Source organism: Streptomyces poriferorum, assembly GCF_019399235.1.
Classification (GTDB): Bacteria; Actinomycetota; Actinomycetes; order Streptomycetales; family Streptomycetaceae; genus Streptomyces; species Streptomyces poriferorum.
The window spans coordinates 41,595-57,775 of sequence record NZ_JAELVH010000007.1 but is presented as its reverse complement, the minus strand read 5'-3'; the positions used below and the strand labels follow the sequence as shown (position 1 = coordinate 57,775).

The 16,181-nt window shown below is 68.6% G+C and carries 15 protein-coding genes and 1 tRNA gene; 8 read left to right on the top strand and 8 right to left on the bottom strand.

Going from position 1 to position 16,181, the window contains the following annotated elements; genetic code table 11:
- Positions 1-655: 655 nt before the first annotated feature.
- Together serS and JGS39_RS02830 are read left to right on the top strand one after the other, a co-directional pair.
- Entirely contained in the window at positions 656-1,945 is a 1,290-nt protein-coding gene (serS, locus tag JGS39_RS02835; protein ID WP_219567064.1) for a serine--tRNA ligase, read from the top strand.
- Positions 1,942-2,739 carry an HAD family hydrolase gene (locus JGS39_RS02830; protein ID WP_219567063.1) on the top strand — a complete coding sequence of 266 codons (798 nt, stop codon included), beginning with the start codon at positions 1,942-1,944 and terminating at the stop codon, positions 2,737-2,739. The genes serS and JGS39_RS02830 overlap by 4 nt, the downstream gene beginning before the upstream one ends.
- 143 nt (positions 2,740-2,882) lie before the next feature.
- Here the strand turns inward: JGS39_RS02830 and JGS39_RS02825 are convergent.
- From JGS39_RS02825 to JGS39_RS02800, 6 genes are all read right to left on the bottom strand, one after another.
- Positions 2,883-2,969, bottom strand: a tRNA-Ser gene (locus JGS39_RS02825).
- 293 nt (positions 2,970-3,262) lie between these two features.
- Positions 3,263-3,958, bottom strand: a complete 696-nt coding sequence (locus JGS39_RS02820) for a hypothetical protein (RefSeq protein ID WP_219567062.1) — start codon at positions 3,956-3,958, stop codon at positions 3,263-3,265.
- 300 nt (positions 3,959-4,258) lie between these two features.
- The gene (locus tag JGS39_RS02815) at positions 4,259-4,978 is read right to left on the bottom strand and encodes an ABC transporter permease (protein WP_219567061.1); all 720 of its coding nucleotides are present in this window, start codon (positions 4,976-4,978) and stop codon (positions 4,259-4,261) included.
- Between the two features lie 28 nt (positions 4,979-5,006).
- Positions 5,007-5,918 carry an ABC transporter ATP-binding protein gene (locus JGS39_RS02810; protein ID WP_219567060.1) on the bottom strand — a complete coding sequence of 304 codons (912 nt, stop codon included), beginning with the start codon at positions 5,916-5,918 and terminating at the stop codon, positions 5,007-5,009.
- Positions 5,915-6,823: an ABC transporter permease gene (locus JGS39_RS02805; RefSeq protein ID WP_219567059.1), complete on the bottom strand. Its 909-nt coding sequence runs from the start codon at positions 6,821-6,823 to the stop codon at positions 5,915-5,917. The genes JGS39_RS02810 and JGS39_RS02805 overlap by 4 nt, the downstream gene beginning before the upstream one ends.
- The gene (locus tag JGS39_RS02800; protein ID WP_306070868.1) at positions 6,813-7,847 is read right to left on the bottom strand and encodes an ABC transporter ATP-binding protein; all 1,035 of its coding nucleotides are present in this window, start codon (positions 7,845-7,847) and stop codon (positions 6,813-6,815) included. Before JGS39_RS02800 ends, JGS39_RS02805 begins: the two co-directional genes overlap by 11 nt.
- A gap of 443 nt (positions 7,848-8,290) precedes the next feature.
- Between JGS39_RS02800 and JGS39_RS02795 the strand changes: the two genes are divergently transcribed.
- The 4 genes from JGS39_RS02795 to JGS39_RS02780 all read left to right on the top strand — a co-directional run bounded on the left by JGS39_RS02795 (position 8,291) and on the right by JGS39_RS02780 (position 12,579).
- Positions 8,291-9,142 (top strand): M24 family metallopeptidase, encoded by an 852-nt coding sequence (locus JGS39_RS02795; protein ID WP_219567058.1) that lies wholly within the window; start codon positions 8,291-8,293, stop codon positions 9,140-9,142.
- A complete protein-coding gene (locus JGS39_RS02790) occupies positions 9,139-10,920 on the top strand; it encodes an SDR family oxidoreductase (protein WP_219567057.1) in 1,782 nt (593 codons plus the stop codon). The genes JGS39_RS02795 and JGS39_RS02790 overlap by 4 nt, the downstream gene beginning before the upstream one ends.
- Entirely contained in the window at positions 10,917-11,888 is a 972-nt protein-coding gene (locus JGS39_RS02785; protein WP_219567056.1) for a MerR family transcriptional regulator, read from the top strand. The genes JGS39_RS02790 and JGS39_RS02785 overlap by 4 nt, the downstream gene beginning before the upstream one ends.
- Positions 11,889-12,036: 148 nt before the next feature.
- Positions 12,037-12,579 carry an RNA 2'-phosphotransferase gene (locus JGS39_RS02780; protein ID WP_219567055.1) on the top strand — a complete coding sequence of 181 codons (543 nt, stop codon included), beginning with the start codon at positions 12,037-12,039 and terminating at the stop codon, positions 12,577-12,579.
- On the opposite strand, the gene JGS39_RS02775 is transcribed toward JGS39_RS02780, so the two are convergent.
- Both JGS39_RS02775 and JGS39_RS02770 read right to left on the bottom strand, forming a co-directional pair.
- Positions 12,510-12,866: a hypothetical protein gene (locus tag JGS39_RS02775; RefSeq protein WP_219567068.1), complete on the bottom strand. Its 357-nt coding sequence runs from the start codon at positions 12,864-12,866 to the stop codon at positions 12,510-12,512. The two genes, JGS39_RS02780 and JGS39_RS02775, sit on opposite strands and share 70 nt — an antisense overlap.
- A gap of 110 nt (positions 12,867-12,976) precedes the next feature.
- Entirely contained in the window at positions 12,977-13,369 is a 393-nt protein-coding gene (locus JGS39_RS02770; protein ID WP_219567066.1) for an ATP-binding protein, read from the bottom strand.
- An 843-nt stretch (positions 13,370-14,212) separates the two neighbouring features.
- Here JGS39_RS02770 and JGS39_RS02765 point away from each other — a divergent pair.
- Positions 14,213-14,536: a helix-turn-helix domain-containing protein gene (locus JGS39_RS02765; protein ID WP_219567054.1), complete on the top strand. Its 324-nt coding sequence runs from the start codon at positions 14,213-14,215 to the stop codon at positions 14,534-14,536.
- A 351-nt stretch (positions 14,537-14,887) separates the two neighbouring features.
- Positions 14,888-16,078, top strand: coding sequence for a PP2C family protein-serine/threonine phosphatase (locus JGS39_RS02760; RefSeq protein ID WP_219567053.1), 1,191 nt, complete (start codon positions 14,888-14,890; stop codon positions 16,076-16,078).
- The last annotated feature ends 103 nt before the right edge of the window (positions 16,079-16,181 follow it).

Here is a 16,181-nt window from a genome sequence, read left to right as displayed (position 1 = left end):
CCTTCACCCACCCCGACCGTCCGTCGCCCACCCCGACCTCCCTTCGGCACGCCGACAGTCGTTCGTTCACCCCGACCGTCCTTCGGCCGTCGCGCCTGCCCGTATGACCGGTGCGATCAGCCGATAGTCACAGACGGAAAAGTTATCCACAGGCACCCCTCTCGACCTGGGGACAAGTCGACACCGCAATGCGACATGGTCGACAAATCTGCCCACGTCGCTCAGACCGGTCCACAGGTCGACGGGTCGTGTGTTGTCAGCTCAATTCCAATGATCAACTCTTTAGGGCGAGGAATTCCCACCCGAACGAGCGTCTGAAGTGGGTTTGAACCGTGAATCCACGAGCCGGCATGCGGCTTTCGGAATGATCTCCTCCGCGTCCACAGAGCTTCCTCACAGCCTGTGGATAACTTTGACCGACCATGCACTCCTGTGGACAAGCGGCGCCCAACTCCCCGTCGAGGCAAGGCTGGTACGTCAAGGCGCATAACCCTTCTGCCCCATTTAGGGGAATAGGGCCCTTTTCCTTGATCCCTCCGCCTCACGCCCCCGCGGATTCCATCCTCAGCATTACCAATACCGGCAATTCGGGCAAAGTGACACGCTTGGCAATATCGGTTCGGACTACCGAAGCCGACACCGGTAGCCTGGAGGGGTGATTGACCTTCGCCTGCTTCGTGAGGACCCCGACCGTGTTCGCGCCTCCCAGCGCGCCCGTGGAGAGGACGTCGGCCTCGTCGACGCCCTGCTCTCCGCCGACGAACGGCGCAGGTCGTCCGGGGTCCGGTTCGACGAGCTCCGTTCCGAGCAGAAATCGCTCGGCAAGCTCGTTTCCAAGGCCTCCCCGGAGGAGCGCGCCGAACTCCTGAAGAAGGCCGAGCAGCTCAAGGCCGACGTCAAGGCGGCCGACGCGGCGCAGGACGAGGCCGACGAGGAGACCAAGAGCCTGCTGCTGCGGCTCGGCAACATCGTCCACACGGACGTGCCGGTCGGCGGCGAGGAGGACTTCGTCGTCCTGGAGACGCACGGCACCATCCGCGACTTCGGCGCCGAGGGCTTCGAGCCCAAGGACCACCTGGAGCTCGGCGAGGCGCTCGGCGCGATCGACATGGAGCGCGGCGCCAAGGTGTCCGGGTCGCGTTTCTACTACCTGACGGGCGTCGGCGCGCTCCTGGAACTCGCTCTCGTCAACGCGGCGATCGCCCAGGCCACCGAGGCCGGCTTCATCCCGATGCTCACCCCGGCGCTGGTCCGTCCGCGCGCCATGGAGGGCACCGGCTTCCTCGGCCAGGCCGCGGAGAACGTGTACCACCTGGAGAAGGACGACTTCTATCTGGTCGGCACCTCCGAGGTACCGCTCGCCGCGTACCACATGGACGAGATCATCGACGCGGACAAGCTGCCCCTGCGGTACGCGGGCTTCTCGCCGTGCTTCCGCCGTGAGGCGGGTACGTACGGCAAGGACACCCGCGGCATCTTCCGGGTCCACCAGTTCGACAAGGTCGAGATGTTCTCGTACGTCGACCCGGCGGACGCCGAAGCCGAGCACCAGCGCCTCCTGGACTGGGAGAAGCAGTGGCTCACCGCGCTCGGGCTGCCCTTCCAGGTGATCGACGTCGCCACCGGCGACCTGGGCTCCTCCGCCTCCAGGAAATTCGACTGCGAGGCGTGGATCCCGACCCAGGGCAAGTACCGCGAGCTGACCTCCGCGTCCAACTGCGACAGCTTCCAGGCACGTCGGCTGTCCGTCCGGATGCGGGACAACCGCGACGGCAAGAAGGTCCTGAAGCCGCTGGCCACGCTGAACGGCACGCTCTGCGCCGTACCGCGGACGATCGTGGCGATCCTGGAGAACCACCAGCTCCCCGACGGTTCGGTAAGGGTGCCCGAGGTCCTCCGTCCGTACCTGGGCGGGCGCGAGCTGCTGGAGCCGGTCGCCAAGTGACCTTTCCCTACAAGCTCGTCGCGACCGACCTCGACGGCACGCTGCTGCGTGACGACGACACGGTCTCCGGGCGCACGCGCGAGGCACTGGCCGCGGTCACCGCGGCCGGTGCGGCGCACATCATCGTCACAGGCCGCGCCGTCCCGTGGACCCGGCATATCCTGGACGACCTGGGCTACGAGGGCCTCGCGGTCTGCGGCCAGGGCGCGCAGGTCTACCACGCCGGCCAGCACAAGCTGCTGACGTCGCTGACGCTGGACCGCCAGCTCGCCGGCCTCGCGCTCTCCAAGGTCGAGGCCGAGGTCGGTCCGCTCGCGCTGGCCGCCAGCCGCGACGGGCTCGACGGCGAAGTGCTCGTCGGCCCCGGGTACCGCGTACAGGAAGGCCCGCTGCCGACCGTCCTGGTCGAGGACCCGGCCGAGATGTGGTCCGCCCCGCTGAACAAGGTCTACATACAGCATCCGGAGCTGGACGACGACGCGCTGGCGAAGGCCGCGCGGGCCGCGGTCGGCAACCTGGTGGACGTGGTCATGGCGGGTCCGGGCGTGGTGGAGATCCTGCCGCTGGGGCTCAGCAAGGCCACCGGCCTCTCGCTGGCCGCGCGTCGGCTGGCCGTGAAGGCGGCGGACACGATCGCCTTCGGTGACATGCCGAACGACATCCCGATGTTCGCCTGGGCACGGCACGGTGTGGCCATGGCCAACGCGCACGAGGACCTGAAGGCCGTGGCCCAGGAGATCACCGCGTCGAACGAGAACGACGGCATCGCCGTGGTGCTGGAGCAGTTGCTCTAGGCGTCGGGGCTGGGCCTCAGAGCTGGACACCGGTCCCAGACGCCAGGGCTGGACATCGGGTCCAGACGTCGAGGCAGGAGATCGGGTCCAGGCGTCATGGCTGGACGTCACGGCTGGACCTCAAGGCTGGGTCTTCTGCGAGGCGGAGGATGCGCGGATCGAACGCGCGCGGGGTCAGAGCCCCGACGACGGCTTAGCAAGCCGCTGCCTTACCACTCGGCCAATCCTCCGGGAGGACGGCCGCGCGCGATGCGCAGCAACGGCCGCCCGGGCGTTCTGCTCGGAGCGGCGCGGCGGAGCAGTCGCTGACTACTCCTGCGCCCGCTCGGGCACGCCCTGCTGGGAGCTCGACGGACTCGGACTCTCGGTCATCGCCGCGCTCCTCTCCCGGTCTTCAGTGCCGTTCCCGGCGGTTGCCGTTCCCGGCGGTTGCCGTTCCCGGCGGTTGCCGTCTCACCTACTGTGCCGTCCCACCGTGGACCGGTGCCACCCAATTAAGGGTGCCACCGGCCCTCCAGCCCTCTCAGCGGCTCCTGTTACGGCGGCACAGGTCCTTGAGATTGCGCGCGAGCTCGTCCATGCGACCGTCGAGCCGGCCGATGTCCTCGGTCACCTCGCCCAGTCGCACGCTCATGGCGCCGACCACCTGATGCGTGACCTCCAGCCTCCGGTCGAGGCTGTCCAGCCGGTGCGACATCCGGCCGAGCACCGGGCCGAGTTCCTGCAGGGCGGTGCCGACGCCGGCCAGGCAGCTTTCGACCCGGGTGACGCGGTGTTCGAGCGAGGTGTACCCGGCGCGCAGGTCCTGCTCGGCGTCGAGGAGATACGTACGGACGCATCGCGCGATGTCGCTGTCGCGAAGAAGCATGGCGACGTTGAGAACGGTCCTGCGGGTGTAGAGGCGGAGTTGAGTCGCTGCCTGTGGATAACTTTCCGCCCCTTCACCACCCCATAGCGACAGCATGTCGCTATGGAAGGTTCGCAGGTCGGAGCCCCGGAGCACACGCAAACCGTTCTGTGCGAGCTCGTCCTGATGGCGGTCGGTCAGCCTCCTGACCACACCTGTGGATACTTCGAAGTACCGGGCCACGTCCTCGGTGCGGACGTGAACTCCGTCCGGGAGCATGACAAGACTCTTCACCTTGTCGAGGACGTCGACGCGCCCCATTTGTTCGATGCGCAAGGCGCGTGATTCGAGTAGGGCGACTTCCGTGGGCATGAGCATGCCTTCCGATCGGGATGCGACGGGGGACAGCCCTCTCCCCGGGCTTCAGGGGCGGAGGACGCTCACGATTGCCACTCACTCAATGACCGACCGACGGGTGATTCCCCGCCGCGCCGGCTATCCCGATTTCACGAAAGCCACGACGCCACAGACTCCAGTTGCCTCCACGCACCAGGAACAACGAACCGATAACCGTACAGTTACGCGTAGGACTGTCTGACATGCGACAACCCCCGTCCATGGGACGGGGGTTGTCGCACGTCACGAGCCGTCCGTACTCACGCGCTCACACGCTTACTCCTCGCCGGCGAGCTTCAGCGTCCGCAGCTTCTGACCGGCGTACCAGGTCGCCACCACGGTGACCGCCACCAGCAGCACCGTCGCGACCGGCAGACCGACGTCGGAGGTGATCGCGCCGCCCCCGCCCACCTTCTCCGCCAGAGCCAGGGACCACTGCTGCACGCTGAGCGTGCGCGCACCGGGTACGAGGCTGCCGAAGAGGGCCTCCCACACGAGCGCGTAGACGAGACCGAGGACCACCGCATGCCGGCTGACCGTGCCCAGCAGCAGGAACAGCGCGCTGTAGGCGATCGAGGCGACCAGTGCGGCGATCGTGTACGCCACCGCGATCTGCTGGCCGTTCCCGTTGAGGATCAGACCGGCGATCAGGGTCGGCACCGCCGAGAACACCATGGTCACCGCGATCGCCACGACCAGCTTGGTGAAGATGATCCTCGGCCGCTTCACCGGCTTGGCCAGCAGATAGACGATCGAGCCGTCGTCGATCTCGGGTCCGATGGCTCCCGTACCGGCGATCACACCGATCAGCGGCACCATGGTGGCGATGGCGAATCCGCCCAGCACGTCCGAGGCCACCTGGTCGTCCGCCCCGGCGAACATGCGCACCGCCACCGCGATGACGATCAGGAGCGCCGGCAGGACGAAGAGGATGGCGGCCCGGCGCCGGCCGAGCAGGGCCCGGTAGGTGAGCCGGGCGACTGTGGGGTCGTACATGACGTCACAGCTCCTTTCAGGCCACTACTCAGGCCGCTACGAGATAGGAAAAGACCGATTCGAGGGACTCGTCGGACGGCGAAACGGTCAGCAGCCGAATGCCCTGATCACGCGCCACCTTGGGCAGCAGCGTGGTGAAGCGTGCGAAGTCGACGGCCTGGATGCGCAGCGCGTTCTCGCCGAGGTCGACCTCGATGCCGGCCGTCGACGGGTCGGCGATGAGCGCGGCCGCGAGGGCGCGGTCGTCGCTGGACCGTACGAGATAACGGTGCGGCCGGTCCGTCATCAGCCGCCGGATCCTGCGGAAGTCGCCGGACGCGGCGTGCCGTCCCGCCACGATCACCTCGATGTGCGAAGCGAGCTGCTCGACCTCTTCGAGGATGTGGGAGGAGAAGAGAACCGTGCGGCCCTCGGCCCCCATCCGTCGCAGCAGTTCCATCAGCTGCATCCGCTGACGCGGGTCCATTCCGTTGAACGGCTCGTCGAGCAGCAGCACGGACGGATCGTGGACCAGCGCGGACGCCATCTTCACGCGCTGGCGCATGCCCTTGCTGTACGTGGAGATCTTGCGGTCCTGCGCGTACTCCATCTGGACCGTGGCCAGCGCGGCAGCCGCCTCGGCGTCGCCGAGACCCTGCAGTTCGGCGTTGGCCACGACGAACTCACGGCCGGTCAGGAAGTCGTACATCCCCTCCCGCTCCGGCACGATGCCGATCTGCCGGTAGACGGCCTCGTTGCGCCAGATCGGCGAGCCGTCGAGCGTGACCGTGCCCGTCGACGGTGCGAGGAATCCGGCCATCATGTTGATGAGCGTGGACTTGCCGGCGCCATTGGGCCCCAGCAGACCGGTGACCCCTGGTCCCACGGTCATGCTCACGTCGTTGACGGCGACCACGTTGCCGAACCAGCGGGAGGTGTGGTCGATCTCGATGGTGGTCACAGCCCGACCCTCCGGTAGCGGCGCATCAGTACGGCGTACGAGCCGGCGACGAGCGCGAGAACAACGATCAGGTAGACCACACCGGCTCCGGCCCCCGGGCCTTCCCCTCCGGGGAAGGCGGAGTCCGCGCCGAGGAACGCGGTCTGCACACCGTCGACGAGCGTGATCGGGGAGAAGAGTCCGAGCCAGGGCACGGCGCCGGTGGACCCCGTGGTCCAGGCGATGCCCTGGATCGTGCTGACCGCTCCGTACGTGATCGTCAGCACGGCGATCACCGCTGCGACACCGAAGCCGCGCCGCGGGGTGAGTGCGGCCATCACGAGGCCGAGACCTGCGAAGAGCACGGACAGCAGCGCCACCGACACCATCCCCTGAGCGAACCACTTGGTCTGGTCGGCGAAGTCGAACTTCCCCAGCAGTGCGCCCACGTACAGGATGACGAGCGGCGCCGCGGTGATGACGAAGAGCGCGGAGACCATGGCGGCGAACTTCGCGAGGACGTAGTCGCCTCGCTCGATCGGCCGGGAGAAGTAGAGCGGAATGCTCTTGAACCGGAGGTCCCTGGAGACCGACTGCGGTGCCTGCGCGGCGATGAACAGACCGATGACCGCCTGCAGATAGATCGCGAACGAGGTGTACTTGATCGGCAGCTGCGTGGTGTTGGGAGTGGCGATGGCGAGTGCCACGATGACTGCCGCGACCAGGCACATCACGCCCAGCAGCAGCATGGGCAGCACCTTGGACTTGGTCGATCGGCCGAGTCCGAAGGAACCGCGCAGAGACTGCGAGTAGAGCGAGCGGCGGGCGTAGGCGCGGCCCAGGCGCGGGCCGTCGTAGGCGCGGTAGCCGATGTTGTGGATCCGGGAGGTCTCGCTCCCGGTCGCGGCGCCGGTCTCAGTGCTCATCGCGACCGCTCCCCTTCTGCAGTACGGCCCCGGCGGATACGGGCGCGGTCCGCGCCTCAAGGTGTGCCGCCGGTGCCTCTTCGGTACGGAAGACCTCGGAGATGTGGTGGCGGCGCTGTTCCATCCGGACGAGGCCGAGGCCGAGACCGGCGACGCTGTCGCGGACGAGGTCGTACGTCTCCTCGCCGGCCGCCTCGACCAGCAGGATGTGGCCTGCTCCGGGCAGCCCCTCGGCGTCGAGCCCGTTGAGCCCCACCAGCTTGACCCCCGCACCGGTGAGGACCTTCCGCAGCGCGTCGGTCCCGTCGGGGTGGGTGTCGCTGTCGGTGACCTCGACCGCGAGTGTCGTGGTGGTCTGGGTGAAGTCGCTGGTGGAGCTGGAGCGCAGCAGTGCTCCGCCGTCGATGACGACGACGTGGTCGCAGGTGCGCTCCAGTTCGCCCAGGAGGTGCGAGGTGACGAGGACCGAGATGCCGAAGTCGGTGTGGATCCGCCGGATCAGGCCGAGCATCTCGTCGCGGCCCACCGGGTCCAGTCCGTTGGTCGGCTCGTCGAGGAGGACCAGCTGCGGGTCGTGGACCAGCGCCTGGGCCAGTTTCACCCGCTGCTTCATGCCGGTCGAGTAGCCGCCGATGGGCCGGTAGCGCTCCTCGTACAGGCCGACGTGCCGCAGCGTGTCCGCGGTGCGTTCACGGGCCGCGGTCGGCGGGAGTCCGGACATCCGCGCCATGTGCACGACGAACTCGGTGGCCGAGATGTCGGGCGGCAGACAGTCGTGTTCGGGCATGTAGCCGACCCGTTCCCGGATGGCGGCGCCGCTGGTCGAGACGTCGAGCCCGAGCACTGCGGCCCGGCCCTCGGTCGCGGGGGACAGACCCAGCAGGATCTTGATCAACGTGGACTTGCCGGCTCCGTTGGCGCCCACCAGCCCGGTCACACCGGGGCCGATGTCCAACGAGAGCCGGTCAAGCGCGGTCACCCGTGGGAACCGCTTGCTCAGGCCTTCGGTCGCAATGACAGTCACGTCATCGACGTTAGTGGCGCGGGCCACACCGGTCGTCAGACCTGACGGCTGGATTCCCGTCAGACTCCAGATGTACGGACCCGTAGGGGGACCCCTCGAAGGAGGACAGCCCGTCACAGGGCCCGGGACCGCCACACGGCGACGCGTCCGGGGCGGCGAGTTGTGTGGTGTCCGGCCGGCCGGTCGTGCGGCGTCCGGACCGGTCGACGGCGTTGTGTCCGGAGCGACCGGCCGCGGTCGTGTCCGGAGCAACCGGCTGCGTCGTATCCAGAGCAACCAGCTGCGTCGTGTCCGGAGCGACCGGCCGCGTCCTGTCCGGAGCGACCGGCTGTGGAGTTGTCCACAGGCCAGGCGCACCCCTTGACGTAGCCGCCGGACATTGTCACATTCATCAGTGTCACGTTACGGGCACGTACCGCACACGGCAGGGAACGGACGGTGGCATGGTCTCGCGCGTCAAGGACGAACGGGCCCCTGAGCTCCAGGGGTTCAGAGAAGTGCAACGTCTCGCGTACGCCTGCGCGGAGGCGGTCGCAGCCCGCCTGAAACCGGGGGTGACGGAGCGCGAGGCGGCCCGGATGCAGCGCGAGTGGCTGCGTGAGCGCGGGGTGCGCGACTGGTTCCATCTCCCCTTCGCCTGGTTCGGGGACCGTACGGCGTTCGCCGGGTTCAAGGTGCCGCTGCAGTTCTTCCCGACCGACCGGCGGCTGGAGCCGGGGATGCCGTTCATCCTCGACATGGCCCCGGTGTACAAGGGGTTCACGGCAGACATCGGGTACTCCGGCTGCCTCGGTCTCCACCCTCTCCACGACCGGCTGCTGGCCGATCTGGAGGCGCACCGCGCGCTGATCCTGAGCGAGGTGCGGGAGCGGCGTCCGCTGCGCGAGATCTACGAGGACGTCGAACGCCTCATGATCAGGCAGGGGTACGCCAACCGGCACCGCGCCTACCCGTTCGGGGTCATCGCCCACAAGGTCGACCGGGTCGCCGAACGGCGCTGGTCGCCCCATGTGTTCGGGTTCGGAACGCAGTCGCTCAAGGGGCTGCTGAGCGACGCGGTGCACGGTCACCGGGACGGCTGGTCGCCGCTCTGGAGTCCGTACCGCTTCTCCGACCATCCCCCGCAACCGGGCCTGTGGGCGGTCGAGCCGCACCTCGGATTCCGGGGTACCGGTGCGAAGTTCGAAGAGATCCTGGTCGTCACCGACTCACGGGATCCCGAGCAGAGTGCCTTCTGGCTGGACGACGATCTGCCGCATGTGCGGCGCTGGGCCGAGGAGAGGGTGGCGGCGTGAGTCTGCGAGATCTGCCGGGGGCGCGCGAGCGCCGGGTGGCCACGGGCGGTATCGAGCTGTGTGTCATCGAGCTGGGTGACGCGGCCCGGCCCACGATCGTGCTGGTGCACGGCTATCCGGACAGCAAGGAGGTCTGGACGCAGGTCGCCCGGCAGCTCGCCGAGCAGTGGCATGTCGTGCTGTACGACGTCCGTGGTCACGGCAGATCGACAGCTCCGGTGCCGCTGCGCGGCGGGTTCACGCTGGAGAAGCTGACCGACGACTTCCTGGCCGTCGCCGACGCCGTGAGCCCGGACCGGCCGGTGCACGTGGTCGGGCACGACTGGGGTTCGGTGCAGGCCTGGGAGTTCGCCACGGTCAGCCGCACCGAAGGGCGGATCGCCTCCTTCACCTCGATGTCCGGCCCGTCGCTGGACCACTTCGGGCACTGGATCAAGCAGCGGATGACCCGTCCCACCCCGCGCCGGGTCGGTCAGCTGCTGGGGCAGGGCGCCAAGTCCTGGTACGTGTACATGCTGCACACTCCCGTGCTGCCTGAGCTCGCCTGGCGCGGACCGCTCGGCAAACGGTGGCCGCGCATCCTGGAGCGGCTGGAGAAGGTGCCTCCGGGCGACTACCCGACGCCGTCCCTGCCCGATGACGCGGCCCACGGGGCCTGGCTCTACCGGGACAACGTCCGTTCCCGGCTGCGTCGGCCGCGCGCCGACGCGTTCGCGCACGTACCGGTCCAGCTGATCACCCCGACCGGCGACATATTCCTCTCGGAACAGCTCTACGACGGACTCGACGCATGGGTACCGCAGTTGACGCGGCGCTCACTGCCGGCCAAGCACTGGGTACCGCGGACCCGCCCGGACCAGCTGGCCTCCTGGATCGGCGAGTTCGCGGCCGTCAACGAAACGGCCCTGCGGGACGGTGTTCCTGTGCGGGACACCGCGCCGCAGGGTGCGTACGCGGACCGGTTCGGCGGACAGCTGGTCCTGGTGACGGGTGCGGCCGGCGGGATCGGGCGGGCCACGGCCTTCGCGTTCGCCGAGGCCGGGGCACGCGTGGTGGTCGTGGACCGGGACGCGGAGGGGGCGAGCCGGACCGCGGAACTGGCCCGGCTGATCGGCGCCCCGGCCGCCTGGGCCGAAACCGTCGACGTCAGCGACGAACAGGCCATGGAGAAGCTCGCCGAGAAGGTCGCCGCCGAGTACGGCATCGTCGACGTGCTGGTCAACAACGCCGGTATCGGGATCTCCGGTTCGTTCCTGGAGACGAGCACCGAGGAGTGGCGACGCGTCCTTGACGTGAACCTCTGGGGCGTCATCCATGGCTGCCGGCTCTTCGGCAAGCAGATGGCCGACCGCGGGCAGGGCGGCCATATCGTCAACACGGCTTCGGCCGCGGCGTATCAGCCGTCCCGTGCGCTGCCCGCGTACAGCACGTCGAAGGCAGCAGTGCTGATGCTCAGCGAATGCCTGCGTGCCGAGCTCGCGGAGAAGTCGATCGGGGTCAGCGCCATCTGCCCCGGGATCGTGAACACGAACATCACCGCCACGACGCGCTTCGCCGGTACGGACGCGGCCGAGGAGCAGCGGCTGCGGAAGCGGACGAGCAAGCTGTACGGGATGCGCAACTACCCGCCGGAGAAGGTCGCCGACGCGATCCTCAGGGCGGTCGTCCGCAACCAGGCCGTCGTCCCGGTGACGCCCGAGTCCCATGGTGCCCGGTTCCTGTCCCGGCTCAGCCCGGGAGCGCTGCGCGCGGCCGCCCGGCTGAAGCCTCCGCTGTGAGCGCCGCCGGGCCGCAGGCGGCCGGCCGGACAGTCGCCGAGTACCGGATCGAGGACCTCGCGCACGCCAGTGGCGCCACGGTGCGCACCATCCGCGCCTATCAGGACCGGGGGCTGCTGCCGACCCCGGAGCGGCGCGGCCGGGCGAACGTGTACCGGGACGCCCATCTCGCCCGTCTCCGGCAGATCGCGGACCTGCTGGACCGGGGCTACACCCTGGCCAGCATCAAGGAGTTGCTGGAGGCATGGGACACCGGGCGCGGCCTGGGTGGCGTGCTGGGACTCGTCGCCGAGGTGCACGGACCGTGGACGGACGAGCGGGCCGACCGCATCACCCGCGCGGACCTGGACGTGAGGTTCGGCGGGCACCCCGACGACGAGGCGATCGCCGAAGCCGTGGAGCTGGGAGTACTCGAACGCATTCCGGGGCGTGACGACGAGTTCCTGGTACCGAGCCCGCAAGAGCTGGCGGTGGCAGTGGAGTTGTACGCCGCCGGTGTGCCGCTGAGCGCAATATCCGGGCATCTGCGGGAGCTTCGCGGGCAGGTCGAGCAGATAGCCTCCCGCTTCCTGGAGTTCACGACGGAGCATGTCTTCGCCCGGTATCTCGGCCACCGGCCCCCGACCGATGCGGATGCGGCCGAGGCGGCTTCGATGGTGCGGCGCCTCCGTCCGCTGGCACAGCAGACGGTGGACGCCGAACTCGCACGGGCCATGCGGACGTTCGCCACGAGACATCTGGAGCACCACCTCTCCGCCGCTGGCCCCTTCACCTCCGGGTCCGTCACCCCGCCGCCGGTGCCGGTCACGCTGCCGGTCGGGACGATCACCGCTGTGGAGCGTCTGGTTGGGCGGGAGAATGCCGCAGCCTTCATTGCCGCAGCCACGGAACGAGAGGTACATACAAGGACATTGGACGCACTAGCCCCACTTGCGGTCAATACAAACATAGTTGATCAAAAGGGTTAAATCGCAGGCCACTTGTCCACAGAATCGTCAAATTACCTGTGGATAACCGGAGTTGGCTGTGGATCAAACCTGTGGGCGAAAATTGCTGCGTGAAATCGGGAGCCAAATCCGGATGCGCCGGAGAGGACCACGCGGGCAGGCTGTCCGGATGGATGACAGACGCACCGTCAAGGTGTCCAAGTACCTCTCGAAACACCTCCGGCATCAGCCCGAACGGATCGGTCTCACGCTGGACGCCAACGGCTGGGTGGCGATCGACGAGCTGCTACGGGCCGTTGCCCGCCACCACTTCCCGCTCACCCGCGCAGAACTCGACCATGTCGTCGCGTCCAACGACAAGCAGCGCTTCGCCATCGAGGGCGACCGCATCCGGGCGAGCCAGGGCCACACCGTCGAGGTGGACCTGGACCTGCCCCCGGCCGAGCCGCCGGCGTACCTCTACCACGGCACCGTCGCCCGGTCCCTGGACGCGATCCGCGGCGAGGGGCTGAGTCCGATGAATCGCACGCACGTCCATCTCTCGCCCGACCGCGAGACGGCGACCCGCGTCGGAGCCCGACGCGGCCGGCCTGTCGTCCTGTCCGTGGACGCGGGTGCCATGCACCGGGCCGGACACGTCTTCTACGTCAGCGCCAACGGGGTCTGGCTCACCGCCGCCGTACCCCCGCGGTTCCTGCGCCTGCCCGGCTGACGGAGCGCCCGCGTCCACAGACAGGACGACTGGCCGACAGGCCGACTGGACCACTGGACGACTGACCGACTGGCCGACTGGATGGCCGCGCCCGTTCGGGCGCTGCCCGGTACCGCTCGCCGGCCCGCGAGCTGGTCCAGCCCCTGCGTCACGTTCCGCTCGAAGAGCTTCTCGTCCGCCACCGCAGCGGGGAGTTCGGGGCTGCCGCCGGGCACCGGTGCGTGGATCACGATCTCGGTGAAGCCGAGCTTCGCGTACCTGCCCGCGAAGTCCACGAACGCGCCCACGAAAGCGAACGGCCCGACCCGGCCCCGACGAGATCCGGGTTGCACTCCGGTGTGAAGCCGCCGGCCATCCACCACCGCAGAGCCTCGCTCCAGCAACGGGCGTCGTAGTGCTATCGGGAGAGGAAGGCGCTGACGGTTTTGCCGCCGGACGGCCGGTGGATGACTGCCGTGGTCCGGGCGAGGTGGGTGACCATGTGCCAGCCGAAGCCGCCGGTGGCGCCGGTCAGGTCGGGGGTGCGCATGCGCGGGGCCCGTGGGCTGGGGTCGTCGACGGCCACCTCGATGAGGTCGGGGTGGGCGGTCAGGTGAAGGGTGTAGGTGCCGCCGCCGTGCCGCAGTGCGTTGGTCACGAGCTCGGAGACGACAAGGATCACGGTGTCGACCGCATCGGGGGCGACGCTCGGCTCCTGCAAGGCTCCGAGGAAGCTCCGGGCCCTCCCGCGCGCGTCGGCGACGGTTGCTGCGGGGCGGATGGTGGTGGCGTTGACGCGCATCGTATTCATCAGGTTCACCCTGGCTCTCCTCGGCTCGTCGCTGCCCGGTACTGCCTGGCTGCCCCTTGTGCCCCGCCCCGCCCCGCTTAACCCGCAACGCTCGATTATCTACGCGTAGAGCCATCGGAAATCTCCATCGGCCACAGTAGACATTGGGGTGGGGTGTGGTTATGGTTTCTCTCGTAGCCGAGATCAACAGGGCCCGGCAGAGACGAACTGGCGGGCAGTAGTACAAGCAGTTGCTGTACGCAAAACGGTGCGGTGGTGGAGTTCCGGAGCCAGAGCGGTTGCAGGATGGCGACGGGACTGACGGCCGGACCGGGTGGCCCGCGGTTTCAGGGGCCGCCGTGAGCGGGGCTGCGGCAAGAACGCGGCGACGATACCCGCGAAAGCAGTTCGCAGGACCAGCAGCGTAGTGAGTGGTCCCTCGGTAAAGGCGTCGGCTGCGGACGCGCGTACCGGTAGGTTCGGCAGTGGGGTTCCAAGCCGGAGCAGACGCAGGACGGGCAACGGGGCTGGCTGCCGAAGAGTGACGCTGCCACAGGTCACGGAGCAGGACGCATCACCAGCAATACGCAAGCAGTTGACCAAGAGGGAAGAACGGAGGAGTTGGTCGCCATCAGGATCGCCCGGGCGCAAGTGCTGGTCCCGGGTACCGCAGGACATCGATAGTGAGGTGGTCTCCGGTCAAGCAACCGCGATCCCCGCAGCCCCCGACCTCTCCCGGGGCGGGTATGCGGAAACAGAGGGCCGACAAAGCCGATCACGGCCGGCCGATGGTGTAGCAGTTCCTTCGGGGCCCTGGTGCCAATGGCACCAGGGCCCCTCCAGCGTGTTCCACAGAGAGGTGCAATGACAGCAAACGACTCGTTCGGCCGTCTCGATGACGACGACTACCCCGCCTACACCATGGGCCGGGCCGCCGCGATGCTCGGCACCACCCAGGGCTTCCTCCGGGCCATCGGCGAAGCGCGCCTCATCACACCCCTGCGCTCCGATGGCGGCCACCGCCGCTACTCCCGCTACCAGCTGCGCATCGCCGCCCGCGCCCGGGAACTCGTCGACCAGGGCACCCCCATCGAAGCCGCCTGCCGCATCGTCATCCTCGAGGACCAGCTCGAAGAAGCCCAGCGCATCAACGCCGAACACCATCAACGGAGTGACCCGGCAACCTGACGGCTGCACCACAGGTACCGCCGGTCCCCCGACACCGTGGCCGCGAACCGAGCCTTCGCGCCCCTGAGACAGGAAAGCGTTGCGGGACAGGCCGGGGGTCCCGCTTCCTCCCGGCACGGATTCCTGCGCCTCAGCCCCACCCACCCGGACACTCTGCGCTCCCGGGCAATTTCGAGGATCTCCAGGAGCTGACCGCCTTCGGGCTTCGGGCACGCGCGAGGAGTCGGGCCGGTGAAGGGGACGGAACGCGGGGCGTGTGACACTCCCGAGTGGGCTTTGATGCCCGTTCCGGCTGGTCTACGGCGACAGTCGCTTTGATGGAGATACGCGAAGAAGGCAGGTCCGGTACCGGTGGACAGACCCAGCGCGGTCGAGCGCTCCCTGCGCGAGGCCGCGCCCCATGAGATCTTCGACGTGATGCGCTCCGTGATCGAGCGCCGCCACCATGCCCACGCGGTGGATCTGTTGTTGGTCGACTACGCCATGACGAGGCTGCAGCCCGTCGGGGTGCTGCCGCACACCCGCTCCCCCGTGTCGGTGCACGACAGCGCTCCGGGTCGTGCGTTCGGCTCCCAGGAACCGCACTGCGTGTACGACCCCTCGGCGCCCACGGTGACGGTGTACCTGCCCCTCAGCGTCCGGGGCGACCGGCTCGGCATCCTCGGCGTCACTCTCCCTGTGGTCCGGGGCGAGGAACTGGACGCAGCCGTGCTGGAGGATCTCCAGGAGTGCGCCGATGCCCTGGCGCACGAGGTGGTCGTCGCGGAGCGCGACACCGACCTCTTCCTCCAGGCACGCCGGGCGGAGCGGCTGACCCTGGCTGCCGAGATGCAGTGGCAGCTGCTGCCCGGGCGCTCGTGCGCCCGGCCGGAGTACAGCCTGGGGGCTCAGCTGGAGCCCGCCTACGCCATCTTCGGGGACTGCTTCGACTGGTCAGCCTCGGCCGATGACCTCTACGTGACCGTCAGCAACGGCATGGGGGAGGGTATCGACGCCGCGCTGTTGACGAACCTCGCGGTCAACGCACTGCGCAATGCCCGCCGCGCCGGCCTGAGCCTGAGCGATCAGGCGTATCTGGCCGATCAGGCCGTGTACGGGCAGCACAGGGGCAGCCAGTACCTGTCGACCCTGCTCTTCCGCTTCCACCTCCCGACCGGGAACGTGGAGATCATCGATGCCGGGTCGCCACGGGTATGGCGGGTACGCAAGGGGGTCGTCGAGCCGATCGAGCTGGAGGCGCAGATGCCTCTGGGCATGTTCGAGGACACCGCCTACGTCCCGCAGCACTTCCGGGTCGAACCCGGAGACCGGCTGCTCTTCATCAGCGACGGCGTCTATGACGCCCTGTCACCGGGCGGTGAGAAGTACAGCCTCCGCGCGCTGGCCGCATCCATCAACAGCACCCGGCTGCTGCCCGCTCCGCAGGTGCCCAGAGTGATGTTGCAGGAACTGCTCGGGCACCGCGGCTCCGGCCCGGCGGCCGACGACTCCCTCGTCATGTGCTTGGACTGGCACGGACGCAGTCCGAGCCGCGACCGCTAGTGCCGTGGCAGGCAACGTCTGCCCCGCCGCGGCACCAGGGCCTCTCGTTCGGATCATGCCGGGCTCGCGGGGTCCGGCACGCACATCTGCGGCGTTGTCGTCG

Coding starts and splice junctions, on each gene's coding strand:
- JGS39_RS02770 (WP_219567066.1), bottom strand. CDS start 13,369: ATGAATACGATGCGCGTCAACGCCACCACCATCCGCCCCGCAGCAACC.
- JGS39_RS02780 (WP_219567055.1), top strand. CDS start 12,037: ATGGATGACAGACGCACCGTCAAGGTGTCCAAGTACCTCTCGAAACAC.
- JGS39_RS02805 (WP_219567059.1), bottom strand. CDS start 6,823: ATGAGCACTGAGACCGGCGCCGCGACCGGGAGCGAGACCTCCCGGATC.
- JGS39_RS02815 (WP_219567061.1), bottom strand. CDS start 4,978: ATGTACGACCCCACAGTCGCCCGGCTCACCTACCGGGCCCTGCTCGGC.
- JGS39_RS02765 (WP_219567054.1), top strand. CDS start 14,213: ATGACAGCAAACGACTCGTTCGGCCGTCTCGATGACGACGACTACCCC.
- JGS39_RS02795 (WP_219567058.1), top strand. CDS start 8,291: ATGGTCTCGCGCGTCAAGGACGAACGGGCCCCTGAGCTCCAGGGGTTC.
- JGS39_RS02820 (WP_219567062.1), bottom strand. CDS start 3,958: ATGCCCACGGAAGTCGCCCTACTCGAATCACGCGCCTTGCGCATCGAA.